The sequence below is a fragment of the Pseudomonas sp. NPDC087804 genome, assembly GCF_044742965.1.
Lineage (GTDB): Bacteria > Pseudomonadota > Gammaproteobacteria > Pseudomonadales > Pseudomonadaceae > Aquipseudomonas > Aquipseudomonas rustica.
Genome location: NZ_JBIUVN010000020.1, coordinates 38,723 through 57,457, shown reverse-complemented (window position 1 = coordinate 57,457; position 18,735 = coordinate 38,723). Strand labels below are relative to the sequence as shown.

Annotated in this window: 18 protein-coding genes; 5 read left to right on the top strand and 13 right to left on the bottom strand. The window is 58.8% G+C overall.

Features of this window, described 5'->3' with window-relative positions; genetic code table 11:
• Positions 1-13: 13 nt before the first annotated feature.
• Positions 14-2,317, bottom strand: coding sequence for a dermonecrotic toxin domain-containing protein (locus ACIOMO_RS20940; RefSeq protein ID WP_401243354.1), 2,304 nt, complete (start codon positions 2,315-2,317; stop codon positions 14-16).
• Positions 2,318-2,633: 316 nt separating this feature from the next.
• Here ACIOMO_RS20940 and ACIOMO_RS20935 point away from each other — a divergent pair, with 316 nt between their 5' ends.
• From ACIOMO_RS20935 to ACIOMO_RS20920, 4 genes are all read left to right on the top strand, one after another.
• The gene (locus ACIOMO_RS20935) at positions 2,634-4,406 is read left to right on the top strand and encodes an N-acetylglutaminylglutamine amidotransferase (protein WP_212548994.1); all 1,773 of its coding nucleotides are present in this window, start codon (positions 2,634-2,636) and stop codon (positions 4,404-4,406) included.
• A gap of 3 nt (positions 4,407-4,409) precedes the next feature.
• On the top strand, positions 4,410-6,155 hold the full coding sequence (gene ngg, locus ACIOMO_RS20930; protein WP_401243351.1) for an N-acetylglutaminylglutamine synthetase: 1,746 nt from the start codon (positions 4,410-4,412) through the stop codon (positions 6,153-6,155).
• A 139-nt stretch (positions 6,156-6,294) separates the two neighbouring features.
• Complete coding sequence (locus tag ACIOMO_RS20925) at positions 6,295-7,485, top strand: osmoprotectant NAGGN system M42 family peptidase (protein ID WP_053122504.1); 1,191 nt, start codon at positions 6,295-6,297, stop codon at positions 7,483-7,485.
• 164 nt (positions 7,486-7,649) lie between these two features.
• Positions 7,650-7,877 (top strand): YheU family protein, encoded by a 228-nt coding sequence (locus ACIOMO_RS20920; protein ID WP_003192759.1) that lies wholly within the window; start codon positions 7,650-7,652, stop codon positions 7,875-7,877.
• A 5-nt stretch (positions 7,878-7,882) separates the two neighbouring features.
• Here the strand turns inward: ACIOMO_RS20920 and csrA are convergent, their stop codons facing one another.
• The 3 genes from csrA to ACIOMO_RS20905 all read right to left on the bottom strand — a co-directional run bounded on the left by csrA (position 7,883) and on the right by ACIOMO_RS20905 (position 9,418).
• A complete protein-coding gene (csrA, locus tag ACIOMO_RS20915; protein WP_401243347.1) occupies positions 7,883-8,068 on the bottom strand; it encodes a carbon storage regulator CsrA in 186 nt (61 codons plus the stop codon).
• A 138-nt stretch (positions 8,069-8,206) separates the two neighbouring features.
• Positions 8,207-8,539: a YnfA family protein gene (locus ACIOMO_RS20910; protein WP_053122508.1), complete on the bottom strand. Its 333-nt coding sequence runs from the start codon at positions 8,537-8,539 to the stop codon at positions 8,207-8,209.
• Positions 8,540-8,602: 63 nt separating this feature from the next.
• A complete protein-coding gene (locus tag ACIOMO_RS20905; protein ID WP_053122510.1) occupies positions 8,603-9,418 on the bottom strand; it encodes an SDR family oxidoreductase in 816 nt (271 codons plus the stop codon).
• 324 nt (positions 9,419-9,742) lie between these two features.
• Between ACIOMO_RS20905 and ACIOMO_RS20900 the strand changes: the two genes are divergently transcribed.
• On the top strand, positions 9,743-9,901 hold the full coding sequence (locus ACIOMO_RS20900; protein WP_169432680.1) for a DUF3309 family protein: 159 nt from the start codon (positions 9,743-9,745) through the stop codon (positions 9,899-9,901).
• A gap of 74 nt (positions 9,902-9,975) precedes the next feature.
• Here the strand turns inward: ACIOMO_RS20900 and ACIOMO_RS20895 are convergent, their stop codons facing one another.
• From ACIOMO_RS20895 to ACIOMO_RS20855, 9 genes are all read right to left on the bottom strand, one after another.
• Positions 9,976-12,069, bottom strand: a complete 2,094-nt coding sequence (locus tag ACIOMO_RS20895) for an LTA synthase family protein (RefSeq protein WP_401243342.1) — start codon at positions 12,067-12,069, stop codon at positions 9,976-9,978.
• Between the two features lie 313 nt (positions 12,070-12,382).
• A complete protein-coding gene (locus ACIOMO_RS20890; protein ID WP_401243339.1) occupies positions 12,383-12,988 on the bottom strand; it encodes an START domain-containing protein in 606 nt (201 codons plus the stop codon).
• A gap of 41 nt (positions 12,989-13,029) precedes the next feature.
• Entirely contained in the window at positions 13,030-13,284 is a 255-nt protein-coding gene (locus tag ACIOMO_RS20885) for a YkgJ family cysteine cluster protein (RefSeq protein WP_401243336.1), read from the bottom strand.
• A 166-nt stretch (positions 13,285-13,450) separates the two neighbouring features.
• Positions 13,451-13,918 (bottom strand): hypothetical protein, encoded by a 468-nt coding sequence (locus ACIOMO_RS20880; RefSeq protein ID WP_053122518.1) that lies wholly within the window; start codon positions 13,916-13,918, stop codon positions 13,451-13,453.
• A 79-nt stretch (positions 13,919-13,997) separates the two neighbouring features.
• Positions 13,998-15,437, bottom strand: a complete 1,440-nt coding sequence (locus ACIOMO_RS20875; protein ID WP_053122520.1) for a PLP-dependent aminotransferase family protein — start codon at positions 15,435-15,437, stop codon at positions 13,998-14,000.
• Positions 15,438-15,728: 291 nt separating this feature from the next.
• Entirely contained in the window at positions 15,729-16,541 is an 813-nt protein-coding gene (locus ACIOMO_RS20870; protein WP_401243331.1) for an OmpA family protein, read from the bottom strand.
• Positions 16,538-16,894 (bottom strand): DUF4398 domain-containing protein, encoded by a 357-nt coding sequence (locus ACIOMO_RS20865; protein WP_212543767.1) that lies wholly within the window; start codon positions 16,892-16,894, stop codon positions 16,538-16,540. Before ACIOMO_RS20865 ends, ACIOMO_RS20870 begins: the two co-directional genes overlap by 4 nt.
• 9 nt (positions 16,895-16,903) lie before the next feature.
• Entirely contained in the window at positions 16,904-17,725 is an 822-nt protein-coding gene (locus ACIOMO_RS20860) for a substrate-binding periplasmic protein (protein WP_401243328.1), read from the bottom strand.
• An 80-nt stretch (positions 17,726-17,805) separates the two neighbouring features.
• Positions 17,806-18,735 (bottom strand): electron transfer flavoprotein subunit alpha/FixB family protein, encoded by a 930-nt coding sequence (locus tag ACIOMO_RS20855; protein ID WP_007908340.1) that lies wholly within the window; start codon positions 18,733-18,735, stop codon positions 17,806-17,808.

Below are 18,735 nucleotides of genomic sequence, written 5' to 3'. Positions count from 1 at the left end.
CACCGCCGGACGATCAGCCTTGAGCCGTGAGCCGAGTTTTTTTAGCGAGAATCTCGCGTTCGTTCTGACGACCGGGATTGCCCCCCAGCAAGGCATCGACTTCCTTCTGATACAAACCATCGATTACCGTTTGCAGCAATTGACCTTCGGCCAATTGGTCTTCAGTGATCACCACACTCAGACGATCATCGCGCACCGTGGTGAGGGGGTAGGTTGCGGTGACTTCGCCCGCGGCATCGGTGACCGCGATGTAACGGTCTGTGGGCCAGCCGGGCAGCTTCGACAACGCACGCAACTGTTCATGCACCGGTTGCCCTGAGTGGGTTTCGCCCCGCTCAAGCTCGGCGATGAGCACGCGTAACCGTCGCTCCGTACGCAGTCGCTCCACGCTGTCGCGCAGCCGGGATGACAGCGGCAGATTGTCGTGCAAGGCACGCTGCAACGCTTCATAGCGGTCGCCGCTGATCCTGCGCATCATGTCCAGTTCGGCATCTGTAAAATCACACAGCTGTGGATCGATGCGTTTGAGGGTATACGCCGCGCTGCGCCACTGTTCTGTGTCTTCGGCCGGAGTGCGCCAGCCACCTTCGACGTGACGTTCAAGCACAGGGGAGAACGCTTCAGTGCGTCCAGGGTGTTGCAGGCGCCAGGTACGCGATGTCGAATCGAAAGTGCCCGCAAGGATCCGGTGCCCGACGCGGCCGTACTCCGTGCTGCCGATCTGATGCAGTTCTTCGGTTCCTTCAGCCAGCGTGAATCCGCGCGGAAGGTCATGCTCGTAAGGGCTTAAATCAGGTTTCCACAGGCGTGGTTTGCCGGCCTGATTGAAAATCGCGGTGAACTGGCCGAAGAACGCCGGATGTGAACGCACCAGATCGCGTCCGAGCGTGCCAACGACTTTCTGGCCACCCGCGAACACGCCCATCAGTGCAATATTTTCCGCCACGCTGAGCAGGTGTGACAGCGCTTCCTGCTGGTCGCCCCGCTGCCAGTCCTCGATGCCTTCATACACCTCGCCAAGCAATTGCCCTACCGCAACGCCCATCATCAGTTGGCCGAGCACCGGTACAAAAAATCCTGCGACGGAGGCAACGGTGACACCGAGCTGGAGAAAATCCAGCAGACGTTTGCTGCGTGCATCGTCATCAATGTCGGCGGTCGGCACCGCCAGCTTGCGTGCATCAACCTGCATTTTGCCTACGTGACTTTGCACCATGAACTCGAACAGCGGCACCGTGATCGGCAACGACTTGATGGATCCCAGCTCAGCGGAATCGGCTACAGCCTTGAAAAAATCTGCCTTGTCATCTTCATCAATGCTGTTGGCGAAGTAATCCTTGTAGCGCCGATCCTTCAACTTTTGCGTCAGGTACTGTTTGAACGCATTGAAGCTCGGGTATTCGTACAACGCGCGCTCGGGCTCTCCTGCCATATACACCAGGCACGGTTCCTGAGGATGCGATTCGAACGAATGGGCGCAAAACACCACGACACCCCAGACGCAGCTGTCGAAAATCTCCAGGCCTTGCATCATCAGTGTCTGTTTGTTGTAGAGCAGCGTTGCCGCCGACACCACACCCTCGGCGTCAATAAGCCGTTGCACAGTCTGCAACCCGGCAGGGGTGATGTGATTTTTGATGGCGGCGAGTTGGGTGTCCAATTGCAACGACAGCTTTTTCATGTTCGCTATGTCGTGAACCATGGCGTTGCGCACCACGGCCTTGTCGTCACCCTCCAAAGGCCCGAAAACCTGCTGAAAATGCGCCTGATAGCGTTTACCAAGATCCAGCTCTCGGCATAGCCCGGCAAAGGCTGCCACAGTCAAACCGCTTACGCCGCCCGGAGTGCTTTGTACGACGACCTGACTGCCGACGGGAAATCCGCCTGCTGCTTCCTCTTCGGTGAAATTCTGCATGGCGGCCTGTAGCAACGTCTGCGTGGCCGCCGGAAAGGTTTTTACGCCGTTTTCATCTGTCGATATCGGCTCGCAGCCGCAATCGGCACCGGGCAAGCTCAGAAAATCCTTTTCCACGTCGAAATCCACCGGCCATTTCTGGCGCAGCGCAACGGTCAGTTCATCGATACAAAAGGAGTGCAACGGCTTGAGCGTGGCCAGCTCCTTTTCGACTGTCAGTTGAACGGCATGCAACTCTCGAGTGGTTCGATCAATCGCCGCGAGTTGGGTGGCTGAACATTTCAGCAAAAAAGCGGGCAGGTTTTTTTGCAAGGCTTCGGCGCTGTCCAGATCGCCAGTGGCGTCGAGCAACGTGTTCAAAGTCAGATCTTGAGACTGCGTTTTTATTTCTGTGGTCGGCATCTGCAATAGTCCTTTATTGCGGGTTCGAACGACGACCATATCAACACCGAGGAAAAATAAAAAACCTAAAAAAACGGCTGAAACCCCGGTAATTCAACAGTTTTTTGCACCGATAAAATATCTATATACCGCCATTTAAATTCGATCATTTGGTAAGTGGTGCGGCCCTCGCTTTGTCATTACGCGCTGTCGGATATACGCGCTTATAACTCATCGTTCTAAAACTCCCACAATCGCACCGGGTCAGTTTCTGAGTACCGGCCATGTCGGCCGCTGAAGAAATACCCTCCCCAACGGAAAAACCGGTAAGGACTTTATGTGCGGATTAGCTGGCGAGTTACGTTTTGATCAACAACCTGCAGACCTTGCAGCCATCGAGCGAATCACCCATCACCTGGCGCCTCGCGGCCCTGACGCGTGGGGCTTTCATGCTCAAGGGCCGATTGCCCTGGGCCATCGTCGCCTGAAAATCATGGACTTGTCGGACGGTTCGGCGCAGCCGATGGTCGACAGTCAACTCGGCCTGTCGCTGGCCTTCAACGGCGCGATCTATAACTTCCCGGAATTGCGCGCTGAGCTCGAAGCACTGGGCTATGCCTTCTATTCCGGTGGCGACACCGAAGTGCTGCTCAAGGGCTATCACGCCTGGGGCGAAGCGCTGCTGCCGAAACTCAACGGCATGTTCGCCTTTGCCATTTGGGAGCGCGACGCCAAGCGTCTGTTTATCGCCCGTGACCGTCTCGGCGTGAAGCCGCTGTACCTGTCGCGCACCGGCCAGCGTTTGCGTTTCGCCTCGGCCCTGCCGGCGCTGCTCAAGGGCGGCGACATCAACCCGATCCTCGATCCGGTGGCGCTCAATCACTACCTGAATTTCCACGCCGTGGTGCCTGCGCCGCGCACCTTGCTGGCCGGTATTGAAAAACTGCCGCCAGCGAGCTGGATGCGCGTTGAAGCCGATGGCACCACCGAGCAGAAAACCTGGTGGACGCTGCCTTACGGCCCACACGACGACGAGAAAAATCTGACGCTGGAAGACTGGGTCGACCGCGTGCTAGACAGCACTCGCGAAGCGGTGGCTATTCGTCAACGTGCCGCCGTCGATGTCGGCGTGCTGCTGTCCGGCGGTGTCGATTCGAGCATGCTCGTCGGTCTGTTGCGTGAAGTCGGCGTGGAGAATCTGTCGACCTTTTCCATCGGTTTTCAGGATGCCGGCGGCGAGCGCGGTGACGAGTTCCAGTACTCCGATCTGATCGCCAAACACTACGGCACGCAGCACCATCAGCTGCGCATCGACGAAAAAGAAATCATCGAACAATTGCCCGCCGCGTTCCGCGCGATGAGCGAGCCGATGGTCAGCCATGACTGCATCGCCTTTTATCTGCTGTCGCGTGAAGTGGCCAAGCACTGCAAGGTGGTGCAGAGCGGCCAAGGCGCGGATGAGTTGTTCGCCGGTTATCACTGGTACCCGCAAGTCGACGGCGCGGCCGACCCGTACGCGGCGTATCGCAACGCGTTTTTCGACCGCAGTTACGACGATTACGCGGCCACCGTGCAACCGAAATGGCTGACTGCAAATGACGCTGCCGGCGACTTCGTGAAGGAACATTTCGCACAGCCCGGCGCCGACGCCGCTGTGGACAAAGCGCTGCGTCTGGACAGCACGGTGATGCTGGTCGATGACCCGGTCAAACGTGTCGACAACATGACCATGGCCTGGGGCCTGGAAGCGCGTACGCCGTTTCTCGACTACCGACTGGTTGAACTGTCGGCCCGTGTGCCGGGCAAATTCAAGCTGCCGGATGGCGGCAAGCAGGTGCTGAAAGAAGCCGCGCGCCGGGTCATTCCGAGTGAAGTGATCGACCGTAAAAAAGGCTACTTCCCGGTGCCGGGCCTCAAGCATTTGCAAGGCGACACGCTGAACTGGGTGCGCGAACTGCTGCTCGATCCGAGTCAGGATCGCGGCCTGTTCAACCCGGCCATGCTCGATAAATTGCTGACCGACCCGCAAGGCCAACTGACGCCGTTGCGCGGTTCGAAACTGTGGCAACTGGCTGCTCTGAACCTGTGGCTCAGTGAACAAGGAATCTGATCGATGAAACCCCACGCCACGGCCATCAACCAACGGCTGATTCGCGGTCAGACCCCGTCCTATGAACGCTTGCAGGCACGTTTGGCTGAAGACGGCAGCGCGCTGGCCGCCGAGCCGATTGCGGTGCATTGCGGTTGGGGCCGGTTGCTGATCGGCCACACCTTTCCTGACCCGGCGTCGTTGGCGCAGGAACTGCTCAACGAGCAGCCCGGCGAACGCGATATTGCGCTGTACGTGGCTGCGCCGCAGCAGATTCTCGGGCTGGAACCGACGCAGCTGTTTCTCGATCCGTCCGACACGTTGCGTTTGTGGTTCAGCGATTACCGTCAGGCCACCCGCGTGTTTCGCGGGTTCCGCATTCGCCGGGCGCAGAACGAGGCGGACTGGCAGGCGATCAATCTGTTGTATCAGGCGCGCGGCATGTTGCCGATCGACTCCACCCTGCTCACCCCGCACCATCAGGGCGGCCCGGTGTATTGGCTGGCCGAGGATGAGGACAGCGGCGCGGTGATCGGCAGCGTCATGGGCCTGAATCATCACAAGGCGTTCAACGATCCGGAAAACGGCAGCAGCCTCTGGTGCCTGGCGGTTGATCCGCAGTGCTCGCGGCCGGGTGTCGGCGAAGTGCTGGTGCGTCATCTGGTCGAGCATTTTATGAGTCGCGGGTTGAGCTATCTCGATCTGTCGGTGTTGCACGACAACCGTCAGGCGAAAAACCTCTACGCCAAGCTCGGTTTTCGCAACCTGTCGACCTTCGCGATCAAGCGCAAAAACGGCATCAATCAGCCGCTGTTTCTTGGCCCTGGGCCGGAGGCGCAGTTCAATCCGTATGCGCGGATCATCGTTGAAGAAGCACATCGGCGCGGCATTGACGTGCAGGTCGACGACGCCGACGCCGGGTTGTTTACGCTCAGCCATGGCGGCCGTCGCGTGCGTTGCCGTGAATCGCTGAGCGACCTGACCAGCGCGATCAGCATGAGCCTGTGTCAGGACAAAAGCCTGACGCACAAAGTACTGAAAGCGGCCGGTCTGAACCTGCCCTCGCAGCAACTGGCGGGCAATGCCGACGACAATCTGGCCTTTCTCGATGAGCATCAACGGGTGGTGGTCAAGCCGCTCGATGGTGAACAGGGCCAGGGCGTTGCGGTGGATCTGCAGAACATCGAAGAGCTGCAGCAGGCCATCGAAGCGGCGAAACAATTTGATAGCCGAGTGCTGTTGGAGAGCTTCCACGAAGGCCTTGATCTGCGAATTCTGGTGATCGGTTTTGAAGTGGTCGCAGCAGCGATTCGTAAGCCGGCGGAAGTGGTTGGCGATGGTCAGCATTCGATTGGCGCATTGATCGAGGCGCAGAGTCGACGTCGGCAAGCGGCCACCAGTGGCGAGAGCAAGATTCCACTGGATCACGAAACCCAGCGCACCTTGCATGCGGCCGGGTATGACTACAGCAGCATTCTGCCGGCGGGTGAGCATTTGTTTGTGCGCCGTACCGCGAATCTGCACACCGGTGGCACGCTGGAGGATGTGACGGCGATTCTGCATCCGACGCTGGTCGACGCGGCGGTGCGTGCGGCGCGGGCGCTGGACATTCCCATGGTTGGCCTCGATTTGATGGTGCCGGCGGCGGATCAGCCGGAGTACGTGTTTATCGAGGCCAACGAACGCGCCGGGTTGGCCAATCATGAACCGCAGCCGACGGCTGAGCGGTTTGTTGATTTGTTGTTTCCGCACAGTCAGCCGGCTGTTTAACCCCTTCCTGATCGTTCCCACGCTCTGCGTGGGAACGCCTCACCGGACGCTCCGCGTCCATTTGGGACGCAGAACGTCCCGGGCTGCATTCCCACGCAGAGCGTGGGAACGATCAGTGCTCAACCCATCAGGAGTTTCCATGACCCCACAAATCCCCGAACCGGATCTCAACTACTTGCAAAAAGTCCTCCTGGAAATGCTCGCCATTCCCAGCCCGACCGGGTTCACCGACACGATCGTGCGTTACGTCGCCGAGCGTCTCGAAGAACTCGGCATCCCGTTCGAAATGACCCGGCGCGGCACCATTCGCGCCACGCTCAAGGGCAAGAAAAACAGCCCTGACCGCGCAGTCTCCGCACACCTCGACACCATCGGCGCCGCTGTCCGCGCGGTGAAGGACAACGGTCGTCTGACCCTCGCCCCCGTCGGGTGCTGGTCGAGCCGTTTTGCCGAGGGCAGCCGTGTCAGCCTGTTCACCGACAACGGTGTGATTCGCGGCAGTGTGTTGCCGTTGATGGCGTCCGGGCATGCGTTCAACACCGCGGTGGATGAAATGCCGATCAGCTGGGATCACGTCGAATTGCGTCTGGACGCCTACTGCGCGACCAAGGCCGATTGCGATTCGCTGGGCATCAGTGTTGGCGATGTGGTGGCGTTTGACCCGCTGCCGGAGTTCACCGAAAGTGGCCACATCAGCGCCCGTCACCTCGATGACAAGGCTGGCGTTGCTGCGCTTCTGGCTTCGCTGAAAGCCATCGTCGACAGCGGTCAGGAACTGATGATCGATTGCCATCCGCTGTTCACCATCACCGAAGAAACCGGCAGTGGCGCGGCGGCGGCATTGCCGTGGGACGTCAGTGAATTTGTCGGCATCGACATTGCGCCGGTCGCGCCGGGACAGCATTCCAGCGAACACGCGGTGAGCGTGGCGATGCAGGATTCCGGCGGGCCTTATGACTATCACCTATCACGGCATTTGCTGCGATTGGCCGCTGAAAACGAGCTGCCGGTGCGTCGTGATCTGTTCCGTTATTACTTCAGCGATGCGCATTCGGCGGTGACCGCCGGGCACGATATTCGTACCGCGCTGCTGGCGTTTGGTTGCGATGCGACCCATGGTTATGAGCGTACGCACATCGACAGTCTGGCCGCGCTGAGCCGATTGTTGGGCGCGTACATCTTGAGCCCACCGGTGTTTGCCAGTGATGCGGCGCCGGCGAATGCTTCGCTGGATCGCTTCAGTCATCAGATTGAACATGACACGCAGATGGAGAGCGAAACGCGGGTGCCGCCGGTGGATAGTCTGGTAGGGCAGCGCTCCGACAATTAATGTGACCATTAGGCCGCCTTCGCGAGCAAGCTCGGCTCCTACAGTTGACCGCGTTTCCTGTAGGAGCTGAGCTTGCTCGCGATGAGGCCGGTACTGACTACACAAAACTGGCAGCCAACCGGCAATCGCCGTAGCATCCCGACATTGATTCAGCCGAGGTGCCCATGCTCATCCCTTACGACGCTCTTGAAGTCGACACCCTCACCCGCCTCATCGAAGATTTCGTCACCCGCGACGGCACCGACAACGGCGATGACACGCCGCTGGAAACCCGCGTGCTGCGCGTGCGTCAGGCGCTGACCAAAGGCCAGGCGTTGATCGTCTTCGACCCGGAAAGCGAGCAGTGCCAGTTGATGCTCAAGCACGATGTGCCCAAGCATCTATTCGACTGAAATCCTCAGCGGGCCCCTTCGCGGGCCTGCTTGCGCTGGATTCGTTCATAGACTTCGGCGCGGTGCACATTGATCTTCTTCGGCGCTTCGACGCCAAAGCGCACGCTGGAGCCGTTGACGGACAGCACGCGCAGGGAAATATCGTCGCCGATGGAAATCAACTCACCGACAACACGGCTGAGTACAAGCATGGGGTTCGTCCTTCAGGGGGTGGCAAACCCTGAAGATGCGCGGCTTGCCGGCGCGCCACAATGTGTGGCCGGCAATTCAGTCTTGCCCTACAGCTTGGCAAGCCCTTGGCTGTCAGACGCTTCCGACAAATCGATAATTCAGGCAGCGGAAAACCGCGGCCCGAACAGAATCACGCTGGCGCCGATCACGCACAGCGCCACGCCGATCCAGTCCGAACCCAACGGACGAACCCGCTCGACCACCATCAGCCAGCCAATCGACGCGACGATGTAGATCCCGCCATAAGCGGCATAAGCACGGCCGGCATAGTTGGCTTCAACACGGGTCAACAACAACGCGAACAGGGTCAGGCTGAGCAACGCCGGGATCACCCACAACGCACTTTTGCCCTGACGCAGCCACATGAAGAAAGCGTAACAACCGGCGATTTCAAACAGCGCCGCGAGGAAGAACCACAAGTAATTGAGCATTGACGCGTCTCGACAGGGTGACCATTGCGGCCACCCTAACGACGCAATCCGCTGCGGGCAAGGTCAGCCGTTGTTCTGTTTGGCCTTGGCGCGCATTTTCTCCGCCATCGAGGTCATTTCGTTGTAGAGCAGTTGCGGGTTTTTCTGCTTGATCGCCCACGCCATGCGCCCTTGTTCGTGAGGCAGGATCATGAACTCGCCGGCAGCGACTTGCTGGTAAATGTAATCGGCGATGTCCGCTGCGGTAATCGGCGAACTCTCCAGCAACTTGCCGACCGCCGCCTTCATTGCCGGGGTCGGGCCACGGAAAGAATCAAGCAAGTTGGTCTGAAAGAACGAAGGACAGACCACATGCACGCCGACTTCCTGTTGCGCCAGTTCAATCAACAGACTTTCTGAAAGCGCCACGACACCAGCCTTGGCCACGTTGTAGTTGCTCATTGCCGGGCCCTGCATCAGCGCGGCCATCGAGGCGATGTTGATGATCTTGCCTTTGCTTTGTTCGAGCAGCGGCAGGAACGCTTTGCAACCCTTGACCACACCCATCAGGTTGATCGCGATTTGCCAGTCCCAGTCTTCCAGCGACAGTTCGCTGAAGAAACCGCCTGACGCGACGCCGGCGTTGTTAACGATGATGTCGATGCCGCCAAGTTTTTCTTCGCAAGCCTGTGCGAAGGCTGTGAGTTGGCTGTAATCACGCACATCGCAGCGCTGGATGAAGCCGTCACCGCCCGCCTCGCGCACCATTTTCAGGGTTTCCTGCAGGCCAGGTTCGCTGACGTCGGACAAGGCCAGTTGCCAGCCTTCACGCGCCCAGCGCAGCGCGATTTCGCGACCCAGGCCTGAGCCCGCGCCAGTGATCATCATGCGATTTTGCATAGCACACAGCCTTGTTGTTCTGGGGAAGATGCGCGGAGTGTAGCGAAGGTTGTGTGTGCGCCCACGCTCCATCAAGTTGCTGAATACAAGGTCAAAAGATCGCAGCCTTCGGCAGCTCCTACATGGATTTGTGTAGGAGCTGTCGAGTGAAACGAGGCTGCGATCTTTTTGCGTCAAAGGAAATAAGCGACTAATCCAAATACATTAAAAAAACATTGAATTTTCTTTCATTCGCACCAGTCGGATTTTGTAAGCCGCCTGGAATTACTTAGTCTCCAGTCGCCCCTTGAACACCAAGACTTCTCGAACTCTCTCAACAAGGAAATCGACATGGGCACAATTCTTATCATTATCCTGATCCTGTTGCTGATCGGTGGTCTGCCGGTCTTCCCGCACTCCAGAAGTTGGGGTTATGGTCCGTCGGGCATCATCGGTGTGGTGCTGGTCGTGCTGTTGGTGCTGTTGCTACTGGGTCGGATATAACCCTCTAGCCGGCAAAAAAAAAGAGGCCCTTTTCAGGGCCTCTTTTTATTGCGCGGACTTTTACTTTACAGCGCTTAGTCCGGCTTGCCGTTAATCACACCGGCGGTGTTGTCCATCAGGCTCTTGGTCGCCGTTTGCAGGAACGCTTCGAGTTTGTGTTTCAACTCGGCAGCGCGTGGTGCATCCGGAATAACCTCGGCACTTGGGGTGGCGCCCAGTTGGTACTGATAGACCTTCGCCGACATGTCCTTGTCTTTCGGCAGTACCAGAATCTGGTCTGCGGTGACGATGGCAGTAGTCTGCTCGCTGCCCGACGGTTTGATCACACCGAAACCGGTGTCGCCTTCCGGCAGGTTGAGCAGGTCACGGCCCCAGCACTGGTGACGCACTTCGCCACCGAGGCGACCCATGATGGTCGGCACGATGTCGATCTGTGTGCCCACGGTGTGGTCACGGGTGCCGAACTTCTCCTGGATGCCCGGCGCGATCATCAGCATCGGCACGTTGAAGCGGCCCAGATCCATTTCGGTGATCTGACGCTCATTGCCGAAACCGTGGTCGCCGACGATGACGAACAGGGTTTCCTTGAAGTACGGCTCTTTGCGCGCCTTCTCGAAGAACTGACCCAACGCCCAGTCGGAGTAACGCATGGCGGTCAAGTGTTCGTTGAGGCTGCCACGATCGGTGACGCGCTCGACCGGCAATGGCGACGGCAAGGCGTATGGCGTGTGGTTGGACAGGGTTTGCAGCAACGCATAGAACGGCTTGCCGTTTTCACGTGCCTTCAACTCGACCAGACCGCGATCGAACATGTCCTGGTCGGACACGCCCCACGTTGGATCGGAGAACACCGGATCGACGAAATCGTTACGGCCAACGAAGTTGGTCATGCCCTGGTTGCTGAAGAAACCCGACTGGTTGTCCCAGGCGAAGTCACCGTTGTAGACATAGACGTCGTCGTAGTCACGCGCGCTGAGCAACTGCGGCAGGCCGGACAGTTTGTGGCTGCCTTCCGGGGTCTGCATCAGGTATTCGAAACCCGGCAGGTTCGGGAAGCAGGCCATGGTCGCGAACATACCCTGGTGGGTGTGCGTGCCGTTGGAGAAGAAACGGTCGAACAGCAGGCCTTCCTTCGACAGTTTGTCGAGGTACGGCGTGATGTTGCCCGGCGCGCCCAATGCACCGACCGAGTGACCGGCCATGCTTTCCATCAGGATCACCACGACGTTCTTGATCGGCAGGGTCTTGTCGGCCGGCGGCGTGTAATCACGACGCACGGCAGCGATGTCGGCATCGACCAGTTTGTCGTCCGGCATCACCAACATCTCGCGCACCACTTTCTGCGCTTCTTCTTGCGGCAGTGTGGCTTTCCAGATGTTGTCGCGGTCTTCGCCCATGCGGTCTTTCGCAGCGGCGATCAGCGACAGCGTACCGTTGAGGCCGAGTTGGTTGGCGAAGTTGGAATCGGTGGTGTAGACATCACCCCAACGCATTGGCGGGCCCTGACGCAGGGTGCCACGCGCGGCAACCACGCAGATCAACAGGCACACCACGAATACCGCAGCGCGGGTGTACCACGGCGCCACCTGACGGGTGCTGACGGTACCGCCGCTGAACGGCCCGCGCGGACGCGTTGCACGATCAGCGCCTTTGAACGCCAGGGTCAGAATCACCGTGCCGACGACCCACGCCAGCAGATAACGCACCACCGGGAAACCGTACCAGAGCATGCTCATCACGGTTTTCGGGTCTTCTTTTACGTACTGGAACACCAGACCGTTAAGGCGCTGGTGGAACTCACGGTAGAAGTCCATCTCCATCAGGCCGAGGAACAGCGCGATGCTCGAAGCGATGGTCAGCCACAGACGGAAGAAACCGCGTGCTGCCATGGCCCGTGCGCTGAACAGCGCCAGTACCAACGGAATGCACAGGTAAACCACCAGGCGCAGGTCGAAACGCAGGCCGTTGGCGAAAGCTTCGAGGAAGGTCGAAGCGGGGGTATCGAGGATCATCTCGCGGTTGTAGACCAGCAGCGCGAGGCGCAGCACGGAAAACATCACCATCATGACCAGCGCACAAAGCAGCGTGTAGGCCAGATGCGATTTGACGGTCGGTTGCAGCAGGCGAGCAGAAGATCGCTGCTGATTCAGGGCGTCCGGGTTTGCCATGTCGTTTTAGGACCCATTAGTTAAAGTTGCAAAAATACAGCGGCGCCCTGCCCTCTATTGGCCATTCCAGGCCCCGGGGCGTGCGCGGTGCGCAAATGTTGCACGATCGTTCGCACCATTGCCATTGATTACTGCCCCGCCGCCAGACAGTTTCATTTCAAGCGGCAGCAGACAGCGGCAACGTGCAAACAGCGCGGGCGAATTGTCTGGAACACTTTGTGAAAATTTCGTGCAACGCATATCTGGAAACACAATATAGATACAAAACAAAACGCCCCGAATCGGTCGGGGCGTTTTGTGTAGAGCGGGCTGATTACTTCTCGGCGCGTTCTTTCAGAGCTTTGAGGGTGTTGAACGGTGCATCGACCACGAACTTGTTGGCAACCATCGCCGGCACGCTGCCGCCTGGCTCGGTGTGAACCTGGTAGGTCACTTCAACCTGATCACCTTTTGGTACGAACTTCCAGAAGCCTTTGACCTGTTCAACGCGAACGAAGCCCTTTTCTTCCGGAACGTACTTCGGCAGGCCTTCCAAGTTGCGGGTCAGGCTGCCGTCGGCGCCTTCAACGGTGGTGACCTTAAGTACCGAGTCACGCGGGGTGACTGGCCAAGGCGTGTTGAACTGGGTGTAAGTCCAGCTCTGATCGCCTTCATGTTTGAGCAGCTTCTGGGTCTTGCACTCGTGAATCCAGGCGCAGGCGCCGGACACGTCTTCCTGCAGTGCGCGCAGTTTGGCGACGGTGGTCTTCATCAGCGCGACGCCCTGATAGGACTTGTAGTCCGAACCCGGCACTTCGCTCAGGGAGACTTTGATGCCGTCTTCGTTCTTGGCGACTTTCCAGTCTTCCGCCTGGGCAACCGAGGTGGCCAGCAAAGCGGTCAAACCACACAACACAGCGATACGATGCAGCGAACCCATAGTCTTATTCCTTATTGTTGAAGTTCCGTTCGTTTGACACATCACGCCGCCGTCATTTGTTCCCACCAGCCGATCAGCCTGATCGCTTCTTCCGAGTTGCTGCCGCAGACTTCAATGTCCGCAGAGAAGCCGGAACAGACTGCCGGGCGCTCGGGGCGGCCGAAAATATTGCACAGGTTTTCGACCGAGAGTTGCACGCAACGTTCGCCGGCAGGTTTGCCATCAGGCATGCCGGGAATCGGCGAACTGATGGAGGGGGCGATGCAGCAAGCGCCACAGCCTTCACGGCATTTCATGACGAACATTTCCTCGCGACGGGCGATGTGTAAAAGGGACGCGGAACAGAGTAACCGCTAAAACGGCTGTTTTAAATTGCCTGAACCGGGGTTTTTAGCGATTACTGAATGTGACTGACCAGTCTCCGACAAAGCGTCTGGTCTGCGGGTCACAGCAACGTGCTGTTTATTGCTTGAATTCGAAATCGAGCGCCGCGCCTTCCACTTCCCGACGCTCTTCGTTGCGCAGCTGCAACTGCATTTCGTTGCTGAGCAAACGGCCATTGAGCTGGAACCCGGTGTTTTTCTCGCCGAACATCTGCGGCAGGATCGGCTCGCGCTTGGGCATCTCGACGGTGCCCTTAGGCTTCAACTCTTGAACCATGTCTTTGGGCAGGCTCAGATCGAGTTTGGTCGACGGCAGCGGGGTTTTCGCCACTTCACGGGCGGACTTCGATTTGGAAGCCACAGGTGGGCGTTTCTTCACGATTTTCTGCTGGGCTGGTTTCGCAGCTGCGGCCTTCTTCACTGCCGGCGCTTTTTTCGCCGGCGTGGTCGCTGCCGGTTTTTCCGGGCCAGACGCCATGACATCGGGCACATGGCCGATCATCAGCAGGCAAAGCACAACCCAGGCGGCAGGAAAAATCGCTTTCATGAACTCCAACGACATTAACGGCAGAGGGCCATATGCTGGCCTGTTGCACGTCACATGACAAGCATGACGCGCCGTTCGTTCAGAAACCGCCCGCCGTTTCCTGACACAGTTGCGTTGCCAGCAAGCCCAGCGTCATCAACGCCCGCTCCGCCTCGCGGTTCCACGGAATGCCGCAATTCAGGCGGATACAGTGGTTGAACTGCTCGGTATTACTGAAGATCAGCCCCGGCGCGATGCTGATGCCCTGCTGCAAGGCGCGCACGTGCAAATCCTGCGTATTCACCCTCCCCGGCAAGCTCACCCAGAGAATGAAACCGCCGGTAGGACGGGTCATTTGCGTGCCTTCGGGGAAATACTGCTGCACCGCCAACTGGAAAGCGCTGAGGTTCTTGCGGTACTCCTGACGGATGTAGCGCAAATGCCGGTCATAGCCGCCGTTTTCCAGATACGCAGCAATCGCCATCTGCGTGACGCTGCAGGCTGAATGGGTGCTGAAGGTCTGCAGACGCTGGATTTCCTGCTGATATTTACCGGGAATCATCCAGCCGATGCGCACGCCGGGCGACAAGGTCTTGGAAAAACTGGAACAGTAAATGACCCGATCCAGTCGATCATAAGCCTTGAGCGCTTTGGTTTTGCCCTGCTCGAACATCAACTCGCCATAGATGTCGTCTTCGACGATCTGGATATCGAAATCCGAGGCCAGTCGCAGCAACTGTTTCTGGCGCTCTTCGGGCATGGTGCCGCCCAACGGATTGCTCAGGCGCGTGGTCAGCACCAGCGCTTTGATCGACCATTGGTTGGCCGCCAGTTGCAGAGCTTCGAGGCTCATGCCGGTGGCTGGATCACTCGGGATTTCGATGACTTTCAAGCCAAGCAGATCAGCCAGTTGCAGCAAGCCGTAATAAGTCGGCGACTCGGCGGCGATCAGATCACCCGGGCGGGTCAGCACGCGCAGCGACATCTGCAAGGCATCGACACAACCGTGGGTGATCACCACTTCTGACGGATCGACGACGACACCGGCGTCGCGCATGCGAATTGCCACTTGCCGACGCAACGGTTCGAAACCGGGGCTGAACATGTAACTGAACGCGCGCGGGCTGTGGAACCGGGTGACTTTCGCCAGTTGCTGATGCAGTGCGCGCACCGGCAAATAATCGACGCTCGGCACGGCGGCACCCAACGGGAACACACCTTCGCGGCGCGACTCGACCAGTACCTGTTGAATGATGCTGCTGCGCGTCACCAAACCCGGACGCTCAACCCGTGCAATGTCCGGCGTTGGCGCGGTCAGTGCGGGGGTCTGGTGGACGTAATAACCGGACTGCGGGCGGGCGCGAATCAGCCCCTGATCTTCGAGATTGGCGTACGCCTGCAACACCGTGGCATGGCTGACGTTGAGCTGCGAACTCATCTTGCGCACCGAAGGCACGCGCTCCCCCGGTTGATAGACACCACGACGGATATCTTCGGCCAGTTGTTGAGCAATACGTTGGTAGAGCAAGAGATTGGTCATGACGCAGCACTCGATTTCACGGGCATTTTATTCTTGTGTGAAACAATACCGGAACAGTTTAGAAGTGTACTGGGACAGTTGCCACAATACTCGACCATACAGTGCAGTGTCTGCCCCCGACTGTACCGATTTGCGAGCCAATCGACAGACGTAAAAAAGCCCGGCGCTGCATGACAGGCCGGGCTTTGTAGGAGCTGTGTAGGAGCTGCCGAAGGCTGCGATCTTTTGATGTTCAAAAATAAAAGTCAAAAGATCGCAGCCTTCGGCAGCTCCTACAGGGTTTTGCGTTGCTTAGCGGGCGGCGCCGAGCTGGCCTTTTTCGTCGGAGAAGACAATTTCCACGCGACGGTTCTGCGCGCGCCCACGCTCGGAAGCGTTGACGTCCACCGGGTATTCGTCGCCGTAGCCTTCGACCTGAATGCGTTTGTCCTCGATACCAAGATCCATCAGCACGTCGGCCACCGCTTGCGCGCGGTCGCGGGACAGCTTGAGGTTTTCCTGCTTGCCGCCAGTGCTGTCGGTGTAACCCTCGATGCGCACTACGCGTTTCGGGTTCAGTTGCAGGAACTGGACGATTTTCAGCACGACACGGTTGGCCGAGTTTTTCAGCTCCGCTTCGCCAGTGTCGAACAGCACGTCGCCGAGGGTCATCACCAGACCACGGTCGGTTTGCGTGGTGGCCAGTGCAACGATCTGCTCTTCCAGCCATTTTCCTTGCTGCTGCACGCTGAGCAGTTTCGATTCGCGCAGGGCCAGTTGCAGGCGCTGACGTTCGAGTTCGAGCTTGGCGATGCGTTCTTCGTTGAGCACCTGACTGGTGTGCTCGCGGGCGATTTCGCTGTAGCGCTGGCTCAGGTAGGCGTAATGCACCACGTCCGAACCGCTGCCCCAATAGGTCGACAGGCGATCGGCGCGGGCCAGGGATTCCCCGGCGCGGATCACGTCTTTCGGCGCGATGCGCAGCACGTTGGAGTCTTCTTTGACTTTCTGAAAGTCAGCGCCCGCTTCTTGCAGCGCGGATTCGCTGTGTTGGCCGGCGCAGCCGTAAAGACTGGCGCAACCGGCGAGGATCAGACCGCCAAGGACTTTCGACTTGAGGCTCATTGGGCATCCCCCAGTTGCTTGCGCAGACGGACGATGCGGGTGTTGAGCACATTCACCTGTTCTTCACTTTTTTGCGTGAGCACTTTGGCCTCGGCCAGACGCGCATCCAGTTCGGCCTGCTCGGAACGCATCCGCGCATTGCGGTAGGACTCGTCGGCCATGTTGCCCTTGGCTCGATCGTATTTGGTTTCGGCCAGTTTCATTTCCGGCACATCATCAGCGGTGGCACCGACAGCCTTGGCCTGGGTGATGGCCTGCTCGGTGAGGCGCATTTGTTCGTTGGGTGCCGGATCACTGGCGCAACCGGCCAAAGCCAGAACGGCCATCGCCGCGAAAAGAGGTCGAATACTCACTAAGAATCCCTACTGTTTTGGGGCACTGACAGGTTGTTGCGGCTGTTGCTGCTGCGCCTTCCAGCGCTCGATATTGCGTTGCAGCACGGCTTCCGTCAGTCCGGACGCGGGCAATTCTGTCATCTTTTTGGCTAGCTGTCCGCGCAACCACGGATCGTTGCAGGCCGAGTTGTGGGAAACCGCGAGGAACAGGCCCGGGCGGTCGATGGGTTGCTCGAACGCCAGCAGATCATTGACCATGCCCAATGCCTGCGCGGCGGCCATGCCCGAGTAGCGGCCGGCGAGTACATATTCCACTTCACCGAGGAGCAATTTCTGCAGGGCTTGGGGGAGGTTGGCTGTCTTGGTCAGGGTCAGATTCTGCTCGGCGAAAGTACCGAATCCCTGCGTCATTCGAGACTTTTCCGACAACGCGCCCGCGTGACCCTGCAGGTCTTTGGCTTCGCTATAGACCAGTGTCGAGCCTTTGCGCGTCCACACCAGATAGTCGTTTTCCAGCAGTGGCGGGTAGATGTAGTCGAGGCTTTCCAGCTCGTTGAAGATCAGCGGCGCGTCGGCGAGCATGTCCATGCGCCCGCTGCGCACTTCGTCGAGGGCTTGCGAGCGTTTACCGGCGTAGAGCAACTCGACTTTGATGCCGAGATCCCTGGCGACTTGTTGAAGCAGGTCGGCACTGGCGCCGATCAGTTGCTTGGGATTTTGCGGATCCTGCCACAGGTACGGCGGCGCGTCCGGGCTGCCGGTGACGACGAGGCGCTCGCACTTGCCAGCGGCCATCGCCAAACCGGGCAACAGGGCCAAACCCAACAACCATCCGCAGCGCAGATCCATGGCGAAACGCTCCCACTCAAATCCAAGACAAAAAAAAGCCCGACCAACAGGCCGGGCTCTTTATAAGTGAAGCCGCCGGTTTAAACCAGCTTCTCCAGCTCAGGTACTGCTTCGAACAGATCCGCCACGAGACCATAATCGGCCACCTGGAAGATCGGCGCTTCTTCGTCCTTGTTGATCGCAACGATCACTTTGGAGTCTTTCATACCGGCCAAATGCTGGATCGCGCCGGAGATACCGACGGCGATGTACAGCTGTGGCGCAACGATTTTGCCGGTCTGACCGACCTGCATATCGTTCGGTACGAAACCTGCGTCGACGGCGGCGCGCGAAGCACCCACCGCAGCGCCCAGCTTGTCGGCCAGGGCGTACAGGTGTTTGAAGTTGTCGCCGTTCTGCATGCCACGGCCGCCAGAAACGACGATCTTGGCAGCGGTCAGTTCTGGACGATCGGACTTGGCCAGCTCTTCGCCAACGAAGCTCGAAGTGCCCGCGTCGTGTGCAGCGCCGACTGCTTCAACAGCCGCCGAACCACCTTCAGCAGCAACCGGGTCGAAACCGGTGGCACGCACGGTGATCACTTTGATCGCAGCCGTCGATTGCACGGTAGCGATGGCGTTACCGGCATAGATCGGGCGCTTGAAAGTGTCAGCGCTTTCGACCGAGATGATCTCGGAGATCTGGTCAACGTCCAGCTGCGCAGCAACGCGCGGCAGGATATTTTTGCCGTTGGAGGTCGCGGCAGCCAGGATGTGGCTGTAGCCAGCGCCAAGCTCAGCGACCAGCGGAGCAACGTTTTCCGGCAGCTGATGCGCGTAAGCGGCGTTGTCAGCGTTCAGGACTTTGCTCACGCCAGCGATTTTCGCTGCGGCTTCAGCCACGGCGCCAGCGCCTTGGCCTGCAACCAGAACGTGGATGTCGCCGCCGATTTTGGCAGCAGCAGCCACGGTGTTCAGTGTGGCCGGGGCCAGCACTTTGTTGTCGTGTTCAGCGATTACCAAGATAGTCAT

What these genes read in the sequence shown, in the direction of transcription:
- ACIOMO_RS20875 (WP_053122520.1), bottom strand. Translation starts at nt 15,437, where the DNA reads ATGACCAATCTCTTGCTCTACCAACGTATTGCTCAACAACTGGCCGAA.
- ACIOMO_RS20855 (WP_007908340.1), bottom strand. Translation starts at nt 18,735, where the DNA reads ATGACTATCTTGGTAATCGCTGAACACGACAACAAAGTGCTGGCCCCG.
- ACIOMO_RS20935 (WP_212548994.1), top strand. Translation starts at nt 2,634, where the DNA reads ATGTGCGGATTAGCTGGCGAGTTACGTTTTGATCAACAACCTGCAGAC.
- ngg (WP_401243351.1), top strand. Translation starts at nt 4,410, where the DNA reads ATGAAACCCCACGCCACGGCCATCAACCAACGGCTGATTCGCGGTCAG.
- csrA (WP_401243347.1), bottom strand. Translation starts at nt 8,068, where the DNA reads ATGCTTGTACTCAGCCGTGTTGTCGGTGAGTTGATTTCCATCGGCGAC.
- ACIOMO_RS20890 (WP_401243339.1), bottom strand. Translation starts at nt 12,988, where the DNA reads ATGGGTTCGCTGCATCGTATCGCTGTGTTGTGTGGTTTGACCGCTTTG.
- ACIOMO_RS20885 (WP_401243336.1), bottom strand. Translation starts at nt 13,284, where the DNA reads ATGAAATGCCGTGAAGGCTGTGGCGCTTGCTGCATCGCCCCCTCCATC.
- ACIOMO_RS20940 (WP_401243354.1), bottom strand. Translation starts at nt 2,317, where the DNA reads ATGCCGACCACAGAAATAAAAACGCAGTCTCAAGATCTGACTTTGAAC.
- ACIOMO_RS20880 (WP_053122518.1), bottom strand. Translation starts at nt 13,918, where the DNA reads ATGAAAGCGATTTTTCCTGCCGCCTGGGTTGTGCTTTGCCTGCTGATG.
- ACIOMO_RS20920 (WP_003192759.1), top strand. Translation starts at nt 7,650, where the DNA reads ATGCTCATCCCTTACGACGCTCTTGAAGTCGACACCCTCACCCGCCTC.
- ACIOMO_RS20895 (WP_401243342.1), bottom strand. Translation starts at nt 12,069, where the DNA reads ATGGCAAACCCGGACGCCCTGAATCAGCAGCGATCTTCTGCTCGCCTG.
- ACIOMO_RS20870 (WP_401243331.1), bottom strand. Translation starts at nt 16,541, where the DNA reads ATGAGCCTCAAGTCGAAAGTCCTTGGCGGTCTGATCCTCGCCGGTTGC.
- ACIOMO_RS20905 (WP_053122510.1), bottom strand. Translation starts at nt 9,418, where the DNA reads ATGCAAAATCGCATGATGATCACTGGCGCGGGCTCAGGCCTGGGTCGC.
- ACIOMO_RS20860 (WP_401243328.1), bottom strand. Translation starts at nt 17,725, where the DNA reads ATGGATCTGCGCTGCGGATGGTTGTTGGGTTTGGCCCTGTTGCCCGGT.
- ACIOMO_RS20910 (WP_053122508.1), bottom strand. Translation starts at nt 8,539, where the DNA reads ATGCTCAATTACTTGTGGTTCTTCCTCGCGGCGCTGTTTGAAATCGCC.
- ACIOMO_RS20925 (WP_053122504.1), top strand. Translation starts at nt 6,295, where the DNA reads ATGACCCCACAAATCCCCGAACCGGATCTCAACTACTTGCAAAAAGTC.